19 protein-coding genes and 1 pseudogene are annotated in these 22841 nt (G+C 36.7%); 17 read left to right on the top strand and 3 right to left on the bottom strand.

The annotated features are described in order from the left end of the window. Positions 1 to 153 precede the first annotated feature (153 nt). The 6 genes and pseudogenes from IGI37_RS05780 to IGI37_RS05805 all read left to right on the top strand — a co-directional run bounded on the left by IGI37_RS05780 (position 154) and on the right by IGI37_RS05805 (position 6172). Positions 154 to 918: a DeoR/GlpR family DNA-binding transcription regulator gene (locus tag IGI37_RS05780; RefSeq protein ID WP_438760494.1), complete on the top strand. Its 765-nt coding sequence runs from the start codon at positions 154 to 156 to the stop codon at positions 916 to 918. 40 nt (positions 919 to 958) lie between these two features. Further along, positions 959 to 2344 carry a M24 family metallopeptidase gene (locus IGI37_RS05785; RefSeq protein WP_438763594.1) on the top strand — a complete coding sequence of 462 codons (1386 nt, stop codon included), beginning with the start codon at positions 959 to 961 and terminating at the stop codon, positions 2342 to 2344. A 230-nt stretch (positions 2345 to 2574) separates the two neighbouring features. Continuing rightward, positions 2575 to 2853, top strand: a complete 279-nt coding sequence (locus IGI37_RS05790) for an ArsR/SmtB family transcription factor (protein ID WP_438760495.1) — start codon at positions 2575 to 2577, stop codon at positions 2851 to 2853. A 106-nt stretch (positions 2854 to 2959) separates the two neighbouring features. Continuing rightward, entirely contained in the window at positions 2960 to 3895 is a 936-nt protein-coding gene (locus IGI37_RS05795; protein ID WP_438760496.1) for an ABC transporter ATP-binding protein, read from the top strand. Then, positions 3888 to 4658, top strand: a complete 771-nt coding sequence (locus tag IGI37_RS05800) for an ABC transporter permease (RefSeq protein ID WP_438760497.1) — start codon at positions 3888 to 3890, stop codon at positions 4656 to 4658. The genes IGI37_RS05795 and IGI37_RS05800 overlap by 8 nt, the downstream gene beginning before the upstream one ends. Positions 4659 to 4986: 328 nt before the next feature. After that, positions 4987 to 6172, top strand: a pseudogene (locus IGI37_RS05805) (IS110 family transposase). A gap of 928 nt (positions 6173 to 7100) precedes the next feature. Here the strand turns inward: IGI37_RS05805 and IGI37_RS05810 are convergent. Beyond that, positions 7101 to 7541: a GNAT family N-acetyltransferase gene (locus IGI37_RS05810; RefSeq protein ID WP_438760498.1), complete on the bottom strand. Its 441-nt coding sequence runs from the start codon at positions 7539 to 7541 to the stop codon at positions 7101 to 7103. 141 nt (positions 7542 to 7682) lie between these two features. Here IGI37_RS05810 and IGI37_RS05815 point away from each other — a divergent pair, with 141 nt between their 5' ends. Next, entirely contained in the window at positions 7683 to 8174 is a 492-nt protein-coding gene (locus IGI37_RS05815; protein WP_438760499.1) for a GNAT family N-acetyltransferase, read from the top strand. Between the two features lie 103 nt (positions 8175 to 8277). On the opposite strand, the gene IGI37_RS05820 is transcribed toward IGI37_RS05815, so the two are convergent. Further along, positions 8278 to 9516: an aminopeptidase gene (locus IGI37_RS05820; protein ID WP_438760500.1), complete on the bottom strand. Its 1239-nt coding sequence runs from the start codon at positions 9514 to 9516 to the stop codon at positions 8278 to 8280. A gap of 257 nt (positions 9517 to 9773) precedes the next feature. Here IGI37_RS05820 and IGI37_RS05825 point away from each other — a divergent pair, with 257 nt between their 5' ends. Then, positions 9774 to 10346, top strand: coding sequence for a TetR/AcrR family transcriptional regulator (locus IGI37_RS05825; protein ID WP_438760501.1), 573 nt, complete (start codon positions 9774 to 9776; stop codon positions 10344 to 10346). Positions 10347 to 10473: 127 nt separating this feature from the next. Here the strand turns inward: IGI37_RS05825 and IGI37_RS05830 are convergent, their stop codons facing one another. Then, the gene (locus tag IGI37_RS05830) at positions 10474 to 10920 is read right to left on the bottom strand and encodes a flavodoxin (RefSeq protein ID WP_438760502.1); all 447 of its coding nucleotides are present in this window, start codon (positions 10918 to 10920) and stop codon (positions 10474 to 10476) included. Between the two features lie 198 nt (positions 10921 to 11118). Between IGI37_RS05830 and map the strand changes: the two genes are divergently transcribed. From map to IGI37_RS05875, 9 genes are all read left to right on the top strand, one after another. Beyond that, positions 11119 to 11883 carry a type I methionyl aminopeptidase gene (gene map / locus IGI37_RS05835; protein ID WP_438760503.1) on the top strand — a complete coding sequence of 255 codons (765 nt, stop codon included), beginning with the start codon at positions 11119 to 11121 and terminating at the stop codon, positions 11881 to 11883. A gap of 19 nt (positions 11884 to 11902) precedes the next feature. Further along, positions 11903 to 12823: a YihY/virulence factor BrkB family protein gene (locus IGI37_RS05840; RefSeq protein WP_438760504.1), complete on the top strand. Its 921-nt coding sequence runs from the start codon at positions 11903 to 11905 to the stop codon at positions 12821 to 12823. A 23-nt stretch (positions 12824 to 12846) separates the two neighbouring features. Continuing rightward, positions 12847 to 13968, top strand: coding sequence for a glycosyltransferase family 4 protein (locus IGI37_RS05845; RefSeq protein ID WP_438760505.1), 1122 nt, complete (start codon positions 12847 to 12849; stop codon positions 13966 to 13968). 543 nt (positions 13969 to 14511) lie between these two features. After that, entirely contained in the window at positions 14512 to 15795 is a 1284-nt protein-coding gene (gene ltrA, locus IGI37_RS05850; RefSeq protein WP_438760506.1) for a group II intron reverse transcriptase/maturase, read from the top strand. A 230-nt stretch (positions 15796 to 16025) separates the two neighbouring features. Continuing rightward, positions 16026 to 17183, top strand: coding sequence for a CDP-glycerol glycerophosphotransferase family protein (locus tag IGI37_RS05855; protein WP_438760507.1), 1158 nt, complete (start codon positions 16026 to 16028; stop codon positions 17181 to 17183). After that, the gene (locus tag IGI37_RS05860) at positions 17180 to 17905 is read left to right on the top strand and encodes a WecB/TagA/CpsF family glycosyltransferase (protein ID WP_438760508.1); all 726 of its coding nucleotides are present in this window, start codon (positions 17180 to 17182) and stop codon (positions 17903 to 17905) included. Before IGI37_RS05855 ends, IGI37_RS05860 begins: the two co-directional genes overlap by 4 nt. Positions 17906 to 17917: 12 nt before the next feature. After that, complete coding sequence (locus IGI37_RS05865) at positions 17918 to 20257, top strand: CDP-glycerol glycerophosphotransferase family protein (protein ID WP_438760509.1); 2340 nt, start codon at positions 17918 to 17920, stop codon at positions 20255 to 20257. Between the two features lie 5 nt (positions 20258 to 20262). Further along, entirely contained in the window at positions 20263 to 21261 is a 999-nt protein-coding gene (locus tag IGI37_RS05870) for an XcbB/CpsF family capsular polysaccharide biosynthesis protein (RefSeq protein WP_438760510.1), read from the top strand. A gap of 11 nt (positions 21262 to 21272) precedes the next feature. After that, on the top strand, positions 21273 to 22799 hold the full coding sequence (locus IGI37_RS05875; protein WP_438760511.1) for a glycosyltransferase family 39 protein: 1527 nt from the start codon (positions 21273 to 21275) through the stop codon (positions 22797 to 22799). Positions 22800 to 22841: the final 42 nt, after the last annotated feature.

Genomic DNA, 22841 nt, shown 5'->3' on the forward strand with positions numbered 1-22841 from the left:
AGTGAGAGAAAAATGTCTGTTGTTAGTCGTGCAAGCTTAGTATAAAATAATCTGCATTAATTTGCAATGTTTAATTTAAAAATATTTTTAGTTAGCTAAATATTGCAAAAAAATGCAAAAGATGCTATCTTATTTCGTGAGGAGAGAAAACGTATGTTAATGGAAGAGCGATTAGAAAAAATCAAGCAGGTATTAGAAGAGCACAAAAGTGCCACCATTGAAAAACTGGTGGAAGAGCTTGACGTTTCAAAAGATACAGTTCGACGCGACTTAATTAAATTAGAGCAGCAGAACGTCGTAAAAAGAACTCATGGTGGTGCGGTCCTTAATAATCGAGAAGCTATGATATATAATTATGATCAACGTTCTGAAAAGTTTCATTTGATTAAAGAAAGAATCGCGCAAAAAACTGCAGAATTAATTAAAGACAATTCAAGTGTTATTTTTGATTCTTCGACAACTGTAGAAGCTGTAATTCCCCAGATTAGCGATAAAAATATCTATGCTATCACTAATTCATTAACACATGCCAAACTTTTAGCACGTAATGAACGAAGTGAAATTACACTACTTCCTGGGAAATTACATAAAGAACAACTATTTCTACATGGGAGTGAGACAATTCAAAAGATTGCACAGTACAATGCTGACTATGCAATATTGGGGATTTTTGCTATTTCAAGTAAGGGCTTATTTATTCATACAGAAGAAGAAGGACTTGTGAAACGTCAAATTGCTATGCAGGCAGCTACGGTGATTGGCGTGGCAGATCACACAAAAATTGATACGACAGGCTTTTTTAAGGTCTGTGATTTGTCGGACATCGATTATCTGATTACAGACATTGAGCCGGAGACAGAGTTTTTGGCGGCATTGAAAAAAAATAATGTTGAACTTATTTTAACTGGTCGTAAGTGAGAATACCGAGACAAAAAGAGTGATGAGGAGATTTAGGATGATAGGAAAAACCATTCAATTACAGAAAATAGAAGCGCCCAAAAAGTATGAGGGAGTGGCACCGACCAACTTATCTGATGAAACGATGAGTGCACGTAAAAAAAAGGTCCTCCAGCGAATGAAAGAGACTGGATTTGACACATTAATCATCTATGCTGATAAAGAGCATGGTGGAAATTTTGAGTATTTGACAGGCTTTATCCCTCGCTTTGAGGAAGGTCTACTGATTCTTGAAAATACTGGAGAAGCAACGCTGATGTTAGGAAATGAAAATTTAAAAATGGCAAAGGTTTCAAGAATTTCTGCAGAATTACTTCACAGTCCGTTTTTTTCTCTACCTAATCAGCCAATGGACAATGAAAAATCGTTGGAGGAACTGTTCTCAGAACTTGGATTTTCAGATAAGAAAAAGCTTGGGTTGGTTGGTTGGAAGATGTTTACGCCAAAAAATTCATTAGCGAGTGCGTATTTTGATGTACCGTATTTTATCGTTGAGGCAATCAAAAACTGCATGAATAAAACGGCACTATTGGAAAATGCTGCGTTTCTTTTGATAGGAGAAGAAGGCGCTCGAACAACAAATAATGCCAATGAGGTTGCCCATTATGAGTATGGGGCCAATTTATCTTCAAATTGTATTTTGACTGCGATGGATGCGGTAGAGCCCGGCATTAGTGAAGCTGAGTTAGGCAATCTTCTAACGGCTGAGGGTCAATACAATACGGTGGTCACAATTGCAGCAACTGGTCAGCGTTTTGAACAAGCTGTCATTTATCCTACACATAAGAAGGTCAAACAGGGAGATCCTCTCTCTATGACAACGGCTTTTAAGGGTGGATTATCCAGTCGAACAGGTTTTGTGATTCACGATGAAAGTGAGCTTCCAGTTGAACAAAACGATTACTTATCGCGTGTTGCTAAACCGTATTTTAATGCTGTTGCTATTTGGCTTGAAACGGTTAAAATCGGTATAGAAGGTCAACAAGTCTATCAAACTATTGAAGAAGTGTTGCCCAAAGATACGTATCACTGGCATTTAAATCCAGGCCATTTGGTTGCTGATGAAGAGTGGATGTCTTCACCTATCTATAGTGGTTCGCGCGAAGTATTAAAAAGTGGTATGATTTTCCAAATTGATATCATTCCATCTATTGCAGGCTATACAGGAGTGAGCGCGGAAGAATGTATCGCACTGGCGGATGCTTCTCTTAGAAATGACCTACAAACACAGTACCCAGAGTTATGGGCGCGCATCATCGCACGAAGAACCTATATCAAAGAAGTATTAAACATACAATTGGGTGAAGAGTTGTTACCATTATCCAATACAGTTGCTTATTTACGCCCATTTTATTTGGCTAAAAATCAAGCTTTCTGTTGCAAATAAAAGTCTACAGAAGAGGAAGAAGTTACTTCTGTACCTAACGTTTATTCGGATAAGGAGAGGCTGAGACATAACTTATAAAGTTGTGTCCCAGCCTCTTCTGAAAATTTATAGGCTTTTTTTGACATTTATTTACCTGAGTGATTTATTTTTCTTGACAGTATATAGATGTTTATCTATATTGAATGATGATGATTCAAATAGATGCGTCTGATGGATAAGGAGAAAAGAACATGGATGATACAAATTTATCTTTGGTACATAAAGCAATGGCTGATTCCAATCGAATTAAGATTATTCGTCTTTTATCAAAGGGTTCAATGTGTGCTTGTCATGTGCTAGAGCATTTTGAATTCACGCAGCCCACATTGTCTCATCACATGAAGGTCTTAGAGAATGCAGGGATTGTATCAATGAGTAAAAAAAGTCAGTGGCATTATTACGAGCTCAGAGAGGAGTTTTCTGAGTCTTATATGAGTGCAATGGCGCAACTTTTTTCAAGTCAGAAATAGAGGAAGACGTTGGGCTTTTTGTGTGAAGAAAGCAAAGCTGGCATAAATGAGTCCATGCAAGCAGTTTTTTGTATAACGAAAATGAATTTTGTTAGGAGAGTAAATAATGACAAATGCATTAGAAATAACAGGGTTAAGAAAAATTTATGATACAGGTGTCGAAGCATTGAGAGGAATTAATTTATCAGTGGAAGCAGGGGATTTTTATGCGTTGCTAGGTCCTAATGGAGCAGGAAAATCAACCACTATTGGAATTATCACTTCACTTGTGAATAAAACTTCAGGAAGCGTGAAAGTTTTTGGTTACGACTTGGATACCGATTTGGTTCGCGCAAAACAGCAAATTGGATTAGTCCCACAAGAATTTAACTTCAACCCTTTTGAGACAGTTCAACAGATTGTGGTTAATCAAGCGGGCTATTATGGTGTCTCACGAAAAGAGGCGTTAAAACGAAGCGAAAAATATTTAAAACAATCAAATCTTTGGGAAAAAAGAAATGTGCGAGCTCGAATGTTATCTGGCGGGATGAAACGTCGTTTGATGATTGCCCGTGCATTAATGCATGAACCTCGGTTGCTTATTTTGGATGAACCTACAGCTGGAGTTGATATCGAGTTGAGACGCGAGATGTGGGCATTCTTACAAGAGCTGAATGAAAATGGCACGACCATTATTTTAACGACTCACTACTTAGAGGAAGCGGAAATGCTTTGCCGAAATATTGGAATTATTCAAGCGGGTGAGTTAATCGAGAATACGAGCATGAAATCGTTACTGTCTAAATTACAGTTTGAAACATTTATTTTTGACCTTGCACCATACGATACAAAACCTGAGATTAAGGGCTACAAGAGTCTTTTTGACGATGAGTTAACTTTGGAGGTTGAGGTTGAGCGAAACCAGGGAATCAATGGTGTCTTTGAACAGTTGACCGCACAGGGCGTACAGGTCCTTTCCATGCGTAATAAGTCAAATCGTTTGGAAGAATTATTCTTGAAAATCACTGAGGAAAATTATCACGTGGAGGAAAAAAATGTTTAATTTATATATGACTGCTCTAAAAAGCTTAGCTGTAAAAGAAACGAATCGTTACTTGCGAATTTGGGTTCAAACCTTGGTTCCACCGGTTATAACTACTTCGTTATATTTTGTTATTTTTGGGAAAATGATTGGTGGTCGAATTGGCGAGATGGGTGGCTTCTCCTATATGGAGTTTATCGTGCCAGGGTTGATTATGATGTCGGCTATTACTAGTTCGTATGCGAATGTTTCCTCCTCATTTTTCTCTCAAAAATTCCAGAAAAATATTGAGGAATTATTAGTTGCACCAGTTCCGACGCATGTGATTATATGGGGCTTTATTATCGGTGGTGTAGGCCGAAGCGTGTTAGTTGGTTCACTGGTTACCGTTATTTCGCTATTTTTTGTTCCATTACATGTTCATTCTTGGGCAATTGTTATTTTAACCTTGTTAATGACCGCTATTTTATTCTCATTAGCTGGCTTAATTAATGGGATTTTTGCTCAGTCCTATGATGATGTTTCAATCGTTCCGACCTTTGTGTTGCAGCCGTTAACTTATCTAGGTGGCGTTTTCTATTCAATTTCTATGCTACCACCAATTTGGCAAGCAATTTCTAAAGTCAACCCGATTGTCTATATGATTTCTGGTTTTCGTTATGGTTTCTTAGGAACAACCGATGTACCTGTCTATCTATCTGTTACGATCTTGGTTTTATTTATTGTTGTTCTTTATTCTGTTTGTTGGTATTTAATCAGTAAAGGACGTGGTTTAAGAAGTTAATAGGCGAGTCTGTAGTAGAGTTTAGAAAAATAATAAGATGAGCCGAGAGAGGTTGGGACAAACACCCATGAGGGTTATCACCCTCACCAAACAGAATGAAAACGAAAATGATCGACCTACAAATGATTTCCTGTCATAATATAATTGACAGGAGTGGCTTGTAGGTCGATCACTTATTGAGGTTCTGCTCCAAGTAACCTTGAGGGACAAACTAGATCATTCTACTTATTTGCACCAATCATTAGGTCATAGAACCTGCGTATAAAAATAAATTGTTTCTATAAGTAGAATAGCCTCTTCTGGATATTTTTTCAAGGAGGAAGGTAAAATGGAAGATGTATTTCATTCTTGTTGTGCTGGATTAGATATTCATCAAAAAGTTATTGTTGCTTGTGTTCTTCGTTCTACTGAAGGAAAAAAACGCCCAGAAAAAGCCTTTGGTAGTTTTGAAACAACAACTCGTGGTCTGTTTGAACTCTCTGATTGGTTGGCTTCTTATGAAGTGACTCATATTAGTATGGAAAGTACGGGTGTCTATTGGAAATGTGTGTGGCGCATTTTACAAAATCAGTTTGAATTACAACTAGCTAACCCTCGGCATATCAAAAACATTCCAGGGAAAAAAACAGATATGAAAGATGCTGAATGGATTGCTCGGTTGACTCGATTAGGTGTCGTTCCTACGAGTTTTGTGCCACCCGAACCCATTCAAGAATTGAGAGACTTAACTCGTTATCGCAAACATTTAGTTGAAGACTTGAATCGAGAAAAAAATCGTGGGCATATGGTCTTACAAAATGCTGGAATCAAATTGACCTCAGTGATGAAAGATATTTATGGGAAATCTGGTCGCGCCTTGCTTTATGTCTTAATTGAAAATAAAACAATCGCAGAGTCACTCATTCTCAAATCTGTTTATACAACGCTACGCAGAAAAGTTCCTCAATTAAATGGACGCCTTAGAAGGATTTATGAATCCTCATTATCGTAAAATGTTAGCTCTTCATCTCACTCAAATTGAGTGTTTAGAAAAACAAATTCAGGAAGTCGAAGAAACAATTAACGACTATCTTACACCTTATGAAGAATACGTGGAACGGTTAGAGGAAATACCGGGAATCAATCGAAGAACTGCCGCAGTTGTACTGGCAGAGATTGGGATAGATATGTCTGTTTTCCCTACTTCTGGACATTTAGCTTCATGGGCAGGAGCGAGTCCGGGAAATAATCAAAGTGCCGGAAAAACGCGAAGTAAACGGGTAAGAAAAGGAAATTCTTATCTAAAGAAAGTCTTAGCGCAAGGTGCTTTAGCTGTTTCAAAGGGGAAAAAGAACCGAATTCAAGCATTTTTCTTTCGAGTAAGAAGAAATGCCGGTCACAAAAAAGCGGTCGTTGCGACAGTTCATTTATTACTACGTATTATTTATCGGATGCTTTCCGATCAGTCCCGCTATAAAGAACTTGGAGAAACGTATTTACAAAATAGAGAGAACCCTCTAACAGCTACCCACTAGAGTGTTCTAGACCAATTTAGCTAACTACGCTTTTAGTAGGAGGTAGCTTTTTTTTGTTTTTTTACAGATTTAGTTTTCGTATAAAGTGTTTAACTCCGAGAACCAGGTAGGTACTGTGCAACATCAACTCATGCTTCGTTGTGTTTTACAGCAATAAGAGCCTTCAACTCTAGCATGTCCCATGCATAGAAGTTGTTGAGAGCGGAACGCAGTCCTTCAATTCTTAAGGTGTTCCACCTTTAGAAATTGATGGGATCGGAGTGTAGATGGAATTCACGGAAATGACAAGAAACACGAAAGCCTTTCTTTCGATGTTGATTGATTCCTACGTGGTGCTCTTCAAATTTTTGTGACCAGGTAGGTACTGTTCTACATCTATTTACTTTGTAAATAGATGTAGAACAGCAATTTCAGCTTATTTTTCGAACCTTCAACTCTAGCATGTCTCATGTGTAGAAGTTGTTGAGAGCGGAACAACGTGAAGATGGAGTTGCTTCTGTATCCACCGTTTATTCGGATAAAAAGAGGACAAGGAGGCCATCTTCACTCCATAAAAACATGGACAGGCTAAGACTATTAACATGGTACGAAATGAAACATTTCGTCTCAATCAGTCTGCGCTTACCATTCTACTAAAAGGGCTTAGACAAGTAGAACTGGCAACTAGTGCTGAGGTACGGAAGCGAAATGAAACATTTCACTAGTATCGCACTACGCTTACCATTCTGCTAAAAGGGCTTAGACAAGTAGAACTGGCAACTAGTGCTGAGGTACGGAAGCGAAATGAAACATTTCACTAGTATCGCACTACGCTTACCATTCTACTAAAAGGTCCTACAAAAGTAGAACTGGCAACTAAATTTTAAGAGTGATGTTACATAGTACCTACCTGATTGTCGGAACTAAGTACATCTGCTTCAGTCTTTGACTAGCGCGTTAGTATAATTAAGTCTTCATGAACGGTGAAACCATTCTTAATATAGAAGTCTTTTGACGGATAGTTTTTATCAGTGTTTAGAATAATGGCGTTTAAATTCTTTTTCTTCAAGTCTTTGATTATCTCATCAATAAACACGGAACCAATGCCTTTTCCTTGTAGGTTATAGTCTACGCAAAACTCATCTATGTAATATTCCATTCCTTGAATCCAAGGTTTTCTCATGCCGATACTCAAGGCAGCTAGCTGATTGTCTACGAAAGCTACATATCCGAGAAAATAATTATTTTTCAAATGATTTTCGTAAAATGTGAAGGCTTGTTCACGTGATTCATAGACATCGTTCCACGGCTCTTTGGTGAAGGTTGCCATAGCCAAGGTGACGCACGCATCAAGATCAGCTCTTGTTACTTCTCTTACAGTTATCTTCATATACTTCTCCCTACTTTTCGTTTACACTAAGATTATCTGAAAGACGGTGTAAGGTCAATCACCAATAAGAGGCTGTCTGTTCATAATCCGTGTCATTCAACTTAAAAATAGATGTTTTTTAGGAAAGTGAGGAGAAAAATCATGCTGAGAACCTTCCGTTTGGTAAAAACAGAAGATTTAGATAGAATCATGGAAATCGAAGAGGGAAGCTTCACAAAAGAAGAAGCCGCTAGTAGGCAGGCAATGGCTGAACGAATCGATGTGATTTCCGATAGTTTTTTAGTCGCCACTAAAGGAATAAAAATTTTGGGTTATGTAGTAGGACCGGTTATTTCCAGTCGGTGTTTAACAGATGATTTATTTGAAAAAACGGTAGAAAATCCGACTACTGGAGGCGTCCAATCAATTCTAAGTTTGGCGGTCGCCCCTGAATATCGAGGGCAAGGTATTGCTACAGACCTTTTAGAAGCCTTGAAAAAAGAATGCCTTAAACGAAAAAGAGAAGGGATTACGCTGACCTGTTTGGAATCATTAATTCCTTATTATAAGCAGAGGGGCTATCAAGTTCAGGGGATTTCTAATTCGGTTCATGCAGGCGAAGTTTGGTATGATATGTATCTTGCTTTATCTTAAGTGAATCAATACTCAGATAAAAAGCTAGGAGCTACCTTTCAATTGAAAGGCTACTCCTAGCTTTTTTTGGGTTAATGTAATGGTTATGGAGCCTTAGTAAGAGTTAAGCCCAATCCCCGTTACGGAATACAGGAACACGGCTACCATCTTCACGAATACCATCAATATTCATTTTGTCAGAACCAACCATAAAGTCTACGTGGGTTTGACTTCTATTTAAACCAGCTTCAGCTAATTCTTCTTCACTCATAGAGGTTCCATTTTGCAAATTGAACGCGTAAGCCGAACCAAAAGCTAAGTGATTTGAAGCATTTTCATCAAACAAAGTATTATAAAAGATGATTCCTGATTGAGAAATTGGGGATGGATCAGGAACAAGTGCCACCTCACCTAAGTGTTTAGCCCCTTCATCTATGTCAAGAAGCTTCGCAAGAACTTCTTCTCCTTGTTCAGCAGAAAAGTCGACTACGCGGCCATCTTTAAAGGTAAATTTCATGCCACTGATTGTTGTTCCTGCGTAACTTAAAGGTTTGGTACTTGAGATATAGCCATCGACACGACGGCTATCTGGCGCTGTAAAGACTTCCTCAGTTGGCATGTTTGCCAAGAATTTCTCACTGCGCGCATTTAAGCTACCGGCGCCTTCCCACAAATGGTTTTTAGGAAGACCGATTATCAAATCAGTACCAGGTGCGGTGTAGTGAAGGGCTGTGAACTGTTCTTTGTTTAATTCATCAGCTTTAGTTTCTAGCTTCTCATCATGTGCTTGCCAAGCAGCGACTGGATTTTCCGAATAAATACGAGTTGTCTTGAAAATTTCATCCCAAAGCGCGTCGACTTGTTCATCTTCGGTAGCTAAATCTGGGAAAACCTTACTTGCCCAAGCAGGACTAGCTGCTGCTACGACTGTCCAGCTGATTTTATTAGCCTGAGTGGCTTTGCGCAGATTCATCATTGCTTTTCCAGCAGCCATTTGGTAAGCCGCAACACGGTCAGAGTCAACGCCAGCTAAGGCATCAGGATTAGAAGAAACGACACTAATTCGGCTTGCCCCTTTTTCAATCCAATCATCTGACTGATCCACTTTGTATTGTGGGACTTCATTAATTCTTGATTCATCTGCAAAACTAAGGAATTCTTTTTGAACAAATTCGTCCGTCCATTGAACTTGAACTTCGGCAGCGCCTAACTTGTAGGCTTCTGCGGTGATTAAACGAGCAAGATGAGCTTGGTCCACGCTAATTTGTAAGACAACGGTGTGTCCACTTTGAACATTTACACCAACCTCGGCAATTAAGCGAGCATATTTCGCAAGATTTTCATTAAAATTTTCTAATGTCATATACGTCTCTCCTGAAAATTAATATTTAGTAAACATGAATATAATAACATTTAACCTAATACAGAACAAATAAAATAATTAGAACGTTTTACGAGAGTATGAGAATGATTAAAATTAGGGTATAAAATGTCTATATTCTAGAGAATAGAAATAAACGTTATTAAAAAACATGTTTTTTATAAATAGAAAACGTGTTACAATAACCGTATAAACTTGTTGGAAGCGTTGTTGACATTGCATAAGGAGATTAAAAAATTATGGCAAGAAAAAAAACCATAACCAGAGAACAGATTTTAAAAGCTGCTCAAAATGTAGTTGCTACAGAAGGTTTTTCTCGTTTTACAGCTCGTAACATTGCAAATAAGATGAAATGCTCGACTCAACCGATTTATTTGGAATTTAAAAATATGGATGATTTAAAACAAGAGTTATACAACCAAATTCATCAGTATCTATCTGAACATGTTTTTCCAGCCGTGCATACAGGTCGCCCGTTAATCGATTTAGCTTTAAATTATATCCATTTTGCGGTCAATGAGAGTGGCTTGTACAGAGCCTTGTATTTGGAATATACAGGAGCAGGCGAAGAAATGCAGAAGTTTTCATATGAGTGCTTCTTGGATATTGTAAAGCAAGATGCTTTTTTTAAGAACTTGTCCGAAGAAAAACTCAGTTCATTGCATACGGGAACATGGATTGTTGCAACGGGTGTTGCGTCATTAATGACTTCGGGGATTATCCAATTATCAGATAAGGAAATTGAGTCGTTGATTCAAGATACAATTGATCACATTTTGAGTGATGAAGTTCCAGTAGAAGTAAACTTTTAATCCAATAATGAATTGAAGAATTATCAAAAAATTTTTTTGACTATATGTTTTAACTTAAACGGTAAGAAAAAGAGGTTGTGGACGTCACTTAGACGAATGCCACAACCTCTTTTTGATTGGCTGTTTTTTATGCTTGAGCTTTTTGAGCTAAAGATTTTGCAAAAGCTTCTAATTTTTCAATATCCTCTTCTTCGGCGGCCAAATCGACTTTTACAGATTCCGCACCTTTTACAGCCCCAATTTTTGAAAAGACTGCTTCGAAATCATCGACTGATTTACAAAATTCATCATAAAATGTATCGCCAGAGCCGCATACGCCAAAGATTTTTCCAGATAAGTCAACTTCTTGCAGATCTTCATAAAAATCAACAATTTCATCTGGTAGTTCACCATCGCCGTATGTATAAGTAGCGACAACACAAATATCGGCGTCTTTAAAATCTTCTGCTTCAACTTGTGTACACTCATCAATCTCCACTTCAAAATCCATATTCTCGAACGCTTCTGCGACAATATCCGCGATTTCTTCGGTATTTCCTGTCATGCTGGCATAAACAATTTTTGCTAAAGTCATGAAACTTCCTCCTAGTCGGTCATTTAAATAAACTGCTTTGTTCATTTGGGGGTTCAGCGCCAAGGCTGGACTCTACTGATGATTATAACAAAAGCGTTTCAGAAAGAAAACCGCAGATTATATATTATAACTTCCTCATTTGTCTATCAGTCAAACTGTATGGTAAAATAGATAGAATTCGAAAAAGGGGACGAGAAAATGATTACATTAAAATCTGCGCGTGAAATTGAAACAATGAAAGAATCCGGAGAAATTTTAGCTGGTGTTCATAAAAGTTTACGTTCATTTATTAAACCAGGTATAACGAGCTGGGATATTGAGCTTTTTGTTAGAAAATATATTGAGGATCATAATGCAGTCGCAGCCCAAATCGGTTTTGAAGGGTATGAGTATGCAACTTGTATTAGCATTAACGATGAGATTTGTCATGGATTTCCACGTAAAAAAGCCTTAAAATCAGGTGATTTAATCAAAGTAGATATGTGTGTTGACTACAAAGGGGCAATGTCTGATTCTTGTTGGGCTTATGTTGTAGGTGAAAGTACACCAGAAATTGATCATTTAATGGAAGTAACAAAAAAAGCGATGTACATCGGAATTGAACAAGCGCAAGAAGGCAACCGAATTGGTGATATCGGTCATGCCATTCAAACGTATGTAGAAGGTGAAAACCTTTCTGTTGTCCGCGATTTTGTCGGTCATGGCATTGGTCCAACCATTCATGAAAGTCCAGCAATTCCTCATTACGGTGAAGCTGGAAAAGGGTTACGATTAAAAGCTGGAATGGTTATTACCATTGAGCCCATGGTAAATACGGGGACATGGAAAATGAAGATGGATCCAAATGGCTGGACTGCTCGTACGCAAGATGGCGGACTTAGCTGTCAGTTTGAGCATACGTTAGCAATTACCAAAGAAGGACCAGTAATTTTAACTTCTCAGGGAGAAGAAGGAACCTACTAAACTTCGAGGAGAGTCGGGTATGGGGATGATAGATAAAATAAAGGAAAATAAGAATTTGATGCGGTTCATTGAGACGACTCAAAAAAGAATTTTGGATTCTGAAATGGGTGTCACCTCTGTCGTCGTAGCTTACTATTTGCTGTTATCTATTTTCCCTCTATTAATTGCGGTGGGAAATATCTTACCGTATCTCAAAATTGATCCAAATTCTGTGTTACCCTATGTTAAGGAAATTATGCCTAGCCAAATTTATGATTTTTTGGGTCCAGCGATAAAAGATTTGCTGACACAAGGGTCAGGTAGACTACTGTCTATATCCGCACTAGCAACTTTATGGTCTGCCAGTCAGAGTATAAATGCTATACAGACAGCCATGAATAAAGCTTATGGGGTTGAGCCTAGAAAAAACTTTATTATTACTCGACTGCTTTCATTAGGTGTGATTGTTTTGTTTATGATTGCTATTGTTGGAGTAGTTGTCATCCTTGGGTTAGGGAAGATGATTCTCGATGCTTTGCAACCAATTTTTAAGTTTTCAACACAAATTATTGATACCTTTCAAACGTTAAAATGGCCAGTTGTTGCTCTCGTCTTGTTTTTCATTATGCTGTTAATTTTTCTAATTGTTCCGAATGCAAAAGTTCGAATTCGCTCAGTCATCCCAGGAGCAGTTTTTTCGACTGTCGGTTGGCTGTTACTAGCTCAAGTATTCGGAATTTATGCGAGTTTTTTTGCTTCGAAAGTTAGCGGGTATCAAATTATCGGAAGTTTTATTGTCTTGATGCTGTGGTTAAATTTTTCGGCAACGATTCTTATCTTAGGTGGGATTATAAACGCGGTGGTTCAAGAGTATCTGAGTGGTTCAGAGATTGAAGAACGCCAAAGTTTGGTTAGTCTTGCAATAAAAAAAATTAAAGCCATTTTTACTTTGAAAAAATAGCTTATTAGAAAGAGAGTACAGCTATGGATTTTGCGTTCAAATTTATCGTACGACTATTTATTACCATGCTCATATCTATGGTCCTTACGCCAATTATTAAATTGTTGGCTTTCAAAATTGGGGCGACAGATAAGCCAGGTGCAAGAAGAATCAATACAAAGACTATGCCGACTGCAGGTGGCTTAAGTATTTTTATTTCTTTTAGTTTTGCGGTGTTAGTTTTATTTAAAGATATTTTCAATTTTTCAACGATGATGCCAATTATTGTTGGTGCGCTCATCGTTATCGCAACTGGGCTTGTAGATGATATTTTTGAGTTGAAGCCCTATCAGAAGATGGCGGGATTATTGATTGCTTCAGTAGAAATTTATTTCTATGCGGGCATCCAAATCAAATCATTTGTGGTCCCTTTCTTGGGGCATTTTGAGTTAGGCTGGTTAGGTCTCCCTGTTACTATTTTATGGATTTTGGCGATTACTAATTCAGTCAATTTAATTGATGGACTTGACGGTTTAGCCGCCGGAGTTTCTATGATTGCGTTGGTGACTATTGGGATTATTAGTTATTTCTTTTTACCAAATACAGGGGTTTATGTAGCGATGATGATTTTTGCGCTAGTTGCATCTATCGCCGGTTTTTTCCCATTTAACTTTTATCCAGCAACGATTTATTTGGGGGATACCGGGGCCTTGTTTTTAGGTTTTATGATCTCTGTCATTTCGTTACAAGGGCTAAAGAATGCAACCTTTATTACGATGTTAACACCAATGTTTATCCTGGGTGTGCCAATCACAGATACAGTTTATGCAATGATTCGAAGAAAGTTTAATAAGCAGCCTATTTCTTCTGCGGATAAGATGCATTTACATCATCGTTTGTTATCATTAGGATTCACTCATAGGGGCGCTGTTTTGACAATTTATGCGTTAGCCATGACTTTTTCATTTATTGCTTTATTGATGAATTATGCGAGTACATGGGCAACTGTCCTCTTAATTATCAGTAGCGCAATTGGCTTAGAATTGTTTATTGAATTAATCGGTCTTGTAGGAGTAAATAGACAGCCGTTAATGAAAACACTGAAGTTTATCGGTAATCGCAATTATCGACAAGAAGTCCTGAAAAGAAATAAACGAAAACACTAATTTTCACTTTCACTTTACGAGATGAAGGACGACAGTCTTTCATCTTTTTTGTTCGCCCGACATGGGCGAACTCTAACGGGTTAAAGTCCCGAGCGTGTCCTAGTAACGGAAAACGCATAGCTAAAGGCAAGGGTGTCCATTGTAAGATGGAATCTGAAGAAAGCCCTAGGTAAATCTCTGGTCCGACGAACAGAAATCACATAGAAGGCAACGTTTGAGGATAAGGCTGCAAAAGAAGTTGAAGTCCAATAGTTACTGAACGAATCAAGCGGTGTAAATGTGGCGGATAGATGGAGAGGAAGAGTTCGCACCTTAATCGGGGAGATCCTACATTACTATACCAAACCCTTATAGTGATATAAGACTGGGATGTAGGAAGTCAGCCGAGGCCATAGTAGTGAAGACGTTCGGTGAAAGCCGAAAAGAGCGAAGGGCTGAACAACTTTATCGTTAGGAAACTCTCGATTGGAGACGGAAAAGGACGACTGGCATAGCGCGTGAAAGTCGATACCGAGCTCACGAGAAAGAAAGGAATAACAAAGCATGTATGAACAAAAGATACTTACGCAGATATTGGATAGAGAAAATATCAAAGAAGCGAGAAAACAAGTCGTGAGAAATAAAGGTGCGGCAGGTGTAGATGGGATGGAAACGGAAGAATTGGCTACTTATCTTGCGAGAAATCAAGAAACAATTATTCGGCAGATTAAAACAAGAAGCTATCAACCTCAACCAGTGAAACGAATTGAGATTCCAAAGCCAAATGGTGGTGTCAGGCTACTAGGGATACCTACAGTAGTGGACAGAACAATCCAACAGGCTATCAACCAAGTTCTAACACCTATTTATGAAAAGCAGTTCCACGAAAATAGCTATGGATTCCGTCCACATAAACGAGCGGAACAAGCCATCATCTATGCACTTGAACAGATGAATGACGGGTATAACTGGATAGTAGACATAGACTTAGAACGATTCTTTGATACGGTGCATCAAGATAGATTAATGAACATTGTCTCACGTACAGTAAAAGACGGAGATGTCATTTCTCTTGTTCGAAAATATCTAACGTGCGGAGTAGAGGTGAATGGAAGCATTCAACCAACAACAGTCGGATTTCCACAAGGAGGCAATCTATCGCCGTTATTGAGTAACGTAATGCTTAACGAATTAGACAAGGAACTCGAGAGTAGAAACTTGAAATTTACTAGATTCGCTGATGATTGTGTGATTCTGGTAAAAAGTGAAATGTCAGCTCGTCGTGTACTACGTTCAGTGACAAGATTCATTGAGGAAAAGCTCGGATTAATTGTGAATGCCGAGAAGAGTAAAATCACGAAGCCAACAGATAAGGGATTTAAATATCTAGGCTTTGGATTCTATTGGGATTACCGAACAAAAGGTTATAAAGCGAAACCTCATGACAAATCAGTGGAAGAGTTTAAATATAAACTCAAACAACTGACAAAACGAAATTGGGGAGTCTCCACAAAATACAGAGTAGAAAAGATTAACCAACTCGTAAGAGGTTGGGTTAATTATTACCGAATCGGGGATATGAAAGCGAAACTAAGAGAAATTAGTCAGCATTTACGTTACCGATTACGGATATGTATTTGGAAAAAGTGGAAAACGCCAAAGAACCGAATAAAGAACTTAATTAAGCTTGGGATGAAACGATATGATGCCTATAAGAACGGGCACACGAGTAAATCTCATGCAAGAATAGCCAACTCATGGATAGCAAAAACAACGATTACGAATGAACGGCTAGCTAAGTTTGGATTGATCAGTCCGGATAGACACTACCAAAAAGTACATGTTTAGAATAAAGTTGAACCGCCCAGTACGGAACCGTACGCTGGGTGGTGTGAGAGGCCGACTAACCGATTAACGGTTAGTCTCCTACTCGATTCTGTAAAGAATTGTTCAACTTTTTATGAATTGTTTCAAAGTCTTTACAATATCGGAATAAGGATGAGAAAACAGCGATAAGCATTTTCTTTTCAGCGAATTTCCTGTAAAATGAAGAGTGATTTTAAATTGGAGTGTGAGCTATGAAGGAAGGATTTCTTTCGTTAATAAAAGCCGGTTACTTACTACTTGTACAAGCAAAAGCTAAAGGTAGTCGAACAACCCATAATAAAATAATCTACTTGCTAAGCTTTCCAAGCACAAGTGAGCCAGTATTAGAAGAGCTCTCAACACATTTTGGAAGTCGCTTAGTTATTTGTTATACAAACAACTGTCTAAAAGAGGCACAAAAATTTCAAAATAAAGGAATTGAAATCTATTCGATTGATCACTTGACTGACTTATTGCTACATGTCGTTCCATTAGTTAAAGGAGCAAAGACGGTTTTGTGTGATAATTATTTTGCTTTTTTAGGTGCGATAGATTTTCCGAAAACCTCGGAAGTCATTCAATTATGGCACGCAAATGGTGCGATTAAAAAATTTGGTATTGAAGCAAATTACGCCAAAAATCGTTCTGCTTCAGATAAAAAAAGATATAAACAAGTCTATAAAAAATATACTCATTATGCGGTAGGCTCAGATAAGATGGGCGCAATTTTTCAAGAAAGCTACTTAGCAAAACCAGAGCAAATACTCACAGTTGGTTATCCTGCTTCAGATAAATTAATGAGTAGTGGCTGGCGTGCTCGCCAAGAAGCTCGTTTTTCTGAACGGTTTTCAGAAATCGGCAAAAAACGTATCTTGTTATATACACCAACCTATCGAGAAACGGACTCAGAAAATCCACTTGATTTTGATCGTTTGGCAAAAGAGTTAGGTGACGAGTGGTTAATTTTTGCAAAAGCACACCCACATGATAATAAACTTCAAGAGAAACTTCGTACATCCAAAAGTGTGACTTCTGATTTGAGAGGATTTTCCTTGCAAGAGTTCTTGCCTTTCGTGGACTGTTTAATCACTGATTACTCTTCGGTTCCTTTTGAATACACACTCGTTAAAAAGAATGGAAAAGTGCTCTTCTTTTGTTATGACATGGAGGAGTACCAAAAAGAAGTCGGTATTCAAGAGGATTTTGAAAGCTGGGTCCCTAGTAAAATCACCAAAACGCAAGAACAATTAACAACTGAGATTACTAACCAAAAACCACAAGAGATAGCTAGTTTTAATTCTCTGTGGAATCAATATAATGATGGGCAAGCAACCCAACGATTAATCCAACGAATTGAGGAGAGAACATGATGCAAGACAACATGATGGGCATCCCCGTTGATGCTTTAACCTATGAACAAATAGTGAACGATGTGCCTATCTATCTGACTAATAACAAAAAGATGACGGCAATTAGTGTCAATCCTCAGATTGTAACAGAAGCAAAAAAATATCCTGAGATTGTCTCTTTTATTAATCAAAGTACACATCGAATTCCAGATGGGATTGGAATTGTGCTGGTATCTAAGCTGACAAAAGGACCCATTACTACCCGAGTCGCGGGGATTGAACTGATGACGAAGTTTCTGGCCTATGCAAATGAATATAAAAAAAGTGTCTTTTTTTATGGTGCAAAACCAGAAGTAATCGCAGACGCAGCTAAAAACATTCAGGAACAGTACCCTGACCTTGTTGTGGCAGGTGCAATAGATGGTTATACTAATCTAACCGAAGAAGAAATCATCCAACAAATCAATCAGCAGCAGCCGGATTTTTTGTTTGTTGGTTTGGGTTTTCCAAGACAGGAACAGTGGCTTGCACGAAATGTTGATCGATTGAAGGTCTCTATCTTTCAAGATGTTGGAGGCAGCTTTGATGTGTTTAGTGGGCACGTAAAACGTTCCCCACAGTTTTTTATAGATTACCATTTAGAGTGGCTTTATCGCTCCTTAAGTAATCCCAAAAGAATTGGACGGATCTTCCAGTTACCAGTATTCGTCTGGCGAAGCCTAATGTGGAAAATGAGAAAGTGAGTGTGAAAAATAATGAAGATCGCAATCGTTGGATATAACATATTCGGTGTTGGCGGAACAAGTAGAAGTAATATTAATCTAGTGAAAGAAGTCTTAGCAATAAATAGTGTGGTTACGGTATTTAATACAACCGAATTTACAAAAAAAGATGTTAAAGAGTTATTGGCTAAGGAAAATCTTAGTTCAGAAATATCATTTGCTCATATTAGTGAAATTACTAGATTGAATCAAAATGATATCTATATATTAACTAGAGAATCGCTATTCCTATTATCTAGATTAATCAAATCAAAGTTTCCAGAAAGTAAAATAGTAGGTGAAATTCATGCACCATTAGATCAAGACAAATTTGACAAGCATTTTTATGAGGATTCGATTGATTTATTTAGAGTGAGTACACCAAGTATTTTAGATAGATTAAAAAAATTAATTCATACTGACCGTATTATCTCATTTCCGGTCAGTATTCATCATATTAATTATCAATCGAGTATCTCCGAGGAAACACAAGGGAGCAAGAACTTTTTTATCTACTCACGATTTGATGAGGTGACTAAAGATATTAGTTATGCCATACGACTAATGAATTATTCAGTGAATACATTAGGTCGTAATGATTTTAAACTTTATATTAATGGTGTCGGACCAGGTGAAGTTTTATACAAAAACTTAATCAATAGTTATAAACTCACTAGTAATGTTTATATAAACTCTGAGCAACCCAAAGATTATATATACTTATCCACAGGAAGATACGAGACATTTGGTTATTCAATCATGGAGGCCTTTGCTGCAGGTAAACGTGTAATCATGTATGGCGGTGATGACGGGGTTCTAAAAGAAATTTACAATGAGTTTGAAACGATTGGTTGGTTAACCAAGGATATTGAAAGTGATGGTCAAGGGATTATTGAATATGTGGAAAAGCCAAGAACAAATGAGGCATACTTAAGAGATGTCTCAAGAGCTAAAATGTTCACAAGAATCGATGACTATGGCGAAAACTATATAAATAAAATAATTTCATCAAATTTCCACGTTGATTATAGGGAGCCTGTGATTGAAGAGAAAATATTAAACGAGATTTATAGAAAACATGGGAATTCAAAACCTAGTCTAAGTGTTAAAATTTACTCAAGGTTGAAGAGAATTAGAGGGATAAGACGAATCATTCTGAGTCCGAAATTCCAGAATCAAATTAGAAAATATTACAAAAGAAAGAATGACACCGATGTGGGGAGTTCTAGACCTCTTCGTGATAATTTCGTATTTGTGGAGTCTTTTCATGGGAGAAATTTTTCTGGGGACCCTAAATATTTGGCTTTAGCACTGAAAAAAGCATATCCTAAATTGAATATTTTTGTCAGCTCGGCGAATCAGCTTGTAGATATGGAAATATATGATTTTGGTTTTATACCTGTTCGAACAGGTAGTGCTTTATATGTCGAAAGATTCCAACAAAGCAGGTGTGCAATTGTTAATGGAAATACTCTTGATAAGACAGGGAAAAATGTGAATCAGATTATTCTCCAAACTTGGCACGGTTTTCCTTTGAAAAAGATGGTTTCAGATTTAGAAAATGAAAAACAACGTTCTGAGGAAACAGAAGCTTTTATACCAAGAATGTTAAAATGGGATTATCTGTTGAGTTCATCGGAAAGAAATACTGAGTACATTACTAGTGCGTTTTCTTTATCGAAAAATAATCATCTTGAAGTATTGCAGTTAGGTGCACCAAGAAATGAGTATCTAATCCGTTTTAAAAACGATGTGACGGAAATCAGTAAAATCCATTTCAAATATTTCAGTAAACCTTTGCTAAACAAAAGATACATTCTATATTGTCCAACATGGAGAAAAGATACACGTGAAGCAGTCTCTAAGATTGACTTGATTAGACTAGTAAACCTGTTACCAAAAAATTATGAGTTAATTGTCAAACTTCACCCTAATGAATCGAATCTCAGGAAAGCCTATGCAAATTTAGATGCTCGTATCCATTGTTTTTATAATGAGCTAGTAGATATACAAGAGTTATATTTGATTAGTGAGATTCTAGTTACGGATTATTCTTCTGCAATGTTTGATTATGCCCACCTAAATAGAAAAATTATTGTTTTACAAGAAGATGCTGAATTATATGCTGAGAAGATAGGTTGGTATTTTGATTTAGAAAACCTAACAGGAATAAGTGGAGAGAAGTACTCCGAAAAGCAGTTGGCAGATGAAATTATCCGGCCATTTGGCGAGTTTTCATCAGAGCTGATTATTCAAGAGTTGATGAATGACGATTGTAGCGAATCAACAGATGAGATTGTTGATATATTATCTAATAAAATTAGTTGGGAGTAATAAGAATGGCAACTATTGTTAAAAATAAGAAGAATAGATTAATTGATAAAGTCTTTAATCGTGCCAAAATCTATGAATTAAACGAAATAATAGATGAACCTACAGAAAAGAAAATTGGTGTAAATGTTCAAAGCAACCTGAACATAATTCAACTATCCGAAAACGATGTGAAAGCTAAACAGACCTATCTGAAGTTAATAAATTTAGATTATATGTTTTATCTTCACTATAAAGGGGTTTCTTACTTTATTAAAAGAAAAGAATTAAAAGAAATATGGGAACGTAAAGATTTATATGTTATTAAAGACACATTTTATACTATAAATAAGCCTATTAATGAACAATTAAATGACATGCTACCTGCTAATCTAGTAGTCATTTTTTCTTCATATCCAGTTGAGAAATCGTTTGCCAGTGGTAGGATCGCAAATCGCATATTTGAACCTTACTATACCAATATACAAAACTCTCTTATAGAGAATACGTATGTGGTACGAATCTTGGATAATAATCAAACTTATGGAAGTTATTATATGAATACAAGTAACTTTCCTGATTTTGAAGAAAATATACAAAAAATTATTTCTGAGGTAATTGAGGAATTTAAAATAGATGCTAATAACGTAGTTTGTCTAGGCGAAGGCAAAGGGGGGACTGCGGCTTATTATCACGCAAAATTAGGCGGTTTTTCTGCAGTTTCTGTTTCACCTATTTTGAGTACCCACGAGAAAAATGAATATGAAAAAAAGGTAAAGTTGCCGTTTAGTATAGATGTAGATATAGATCAAAAAATCGAGTCCATAGAGGATAAAGGAAATAAGGGTGTATTTTATGTGATTCAACCTGATTATCTAGATGGCTCTAATCGCATCAAGGAACAAAAGAGTATTAATTATCCGACTGAAAAAGAAAGTAAAGTCTATTTCTTTGGAGAACAAACTCAAGCGATACAATCAATGCTTATCAACGAAATATTATTTATGGAATTTAGATCAAAAGAGTAGAAGGGGAGAATATGGTTAAAAAACACTTTAATATAAAAGCAGTTGCTTATTTTCTATTCTATCTAGTATTTAGTATTACATTTTTATGGATTTTAAGCTTAACTTTTAGAATAAATTATATACAATACCCAGTTGCTATTTTAGCCTCAATAATAGTATTAGCGAGTCTATTCTTTCTAATATCCAAAAGTGATATGAACAAGCTTAAGACAAATTATGGGTTAAAAAAAGAAATACTTTTTATTTCATTGTTTTTTATAGGAACACTGGCGGTTACCATGTACATAGGTCTAGAGAGCCAAGTTGGATTCTTATGGGACTTTGGAACTGTTCAAAGAAATGCATTTGAAATTGCAAAGACAGGTAACTACCTGGATATATCTTATTTTGCTAGATACCCAAATAACAATATGATGTTGCTCATATCTGTAGCTGCGTATAAGCTCATTTTTATGTTTGCACCCAGTGCAAGTATTTTTTCAATGTATAAAGTAATCATCGCAGGGAATAGCTTATTAATTAGTATTAGCATCTTATTTATCTATTTAAGTTCAAGAAGAGTCTGGAACAGAAAAGTTGCAGTAATGAGTGTCGGAATTACGTATTTATTTACGCCAATCTTATTATATTCTGAAATTTTTTATACTGATACATTAGGCCTGTTTTTTGTTTCTTTAGTAATGTATCTAAATGTTGAAACAAGAAAATCTTCAAATAAGAGGAACAATATTGTGCTGCTTATAATTATGGGGATGGCTATAGGAATTGGTTATAGACTAAAAGCTTTTGTAATCATCTTGGCGATGGCTATAATTATCGAATTGCTTTTATCAAATATAAATTGGCGTAAGAAAATACAAAAATCTCTGGTATTGCTAGTGTCAGTGGGTATAACATTAGTCGTAACGACGATAATTTTTAATCAATTCATACCAACCACTAAAGAATCAAAAGACGAGAATGAGTTCCCGTTGACACACTGGGTAATGATGGGATTAAATGTGCAAAATGATGGTCGATATAGTCAAGATGATTTCGAGTTGAGCCTAACTGCAAAGAGTTATGAAGAAAAGAAAGAGCTACAAATTGCTACAATAAAAAAGAGAATAGATTCATTTGATTCATTAGGTCTATTAAAGTTCTTATTTGTTAATAAGATGACTAGAACATGGGCTGACGGAACGATGATGACTGATTATTATGGTTCTCGCGAGAGTATAAAACAGGGATACCTATTACAATTTTATGACAAAGAAGGTCAATATAATTACGGCTTTCACGTTTATTTTCAGATTGGAATATTTATTATATGGTGTTTTGTTTTGATTGGTTCATTATTATATAAAAAAAGAAATACGACTATCGATTTCATGAATATTTCAATATTTGGATTGATCATATTTCAATTGATATGGGAGTGCAATGCACGATATATTTATTGTTTTATTCCTTTATTTATTTTAAGTGCAACAAATGGTACTGTGGTTTTCAATAGTATAATTAGAAAACTCGAGTCAAAAAAAATTAAGCCTATTTAACGAGTATTTTCGAATCTTGTTCCCCTTTCTCGAAGTTTCATG

It is taken from the genome of Enterococcus sp. AZ194 (assembly GCF_051713825.1).
Taxonomy (GTDB): domain Bacteria; phylum Bacillota; class Bacilli; order Lactobacillales; family Enterococcaceae; genus Enterococcus_K.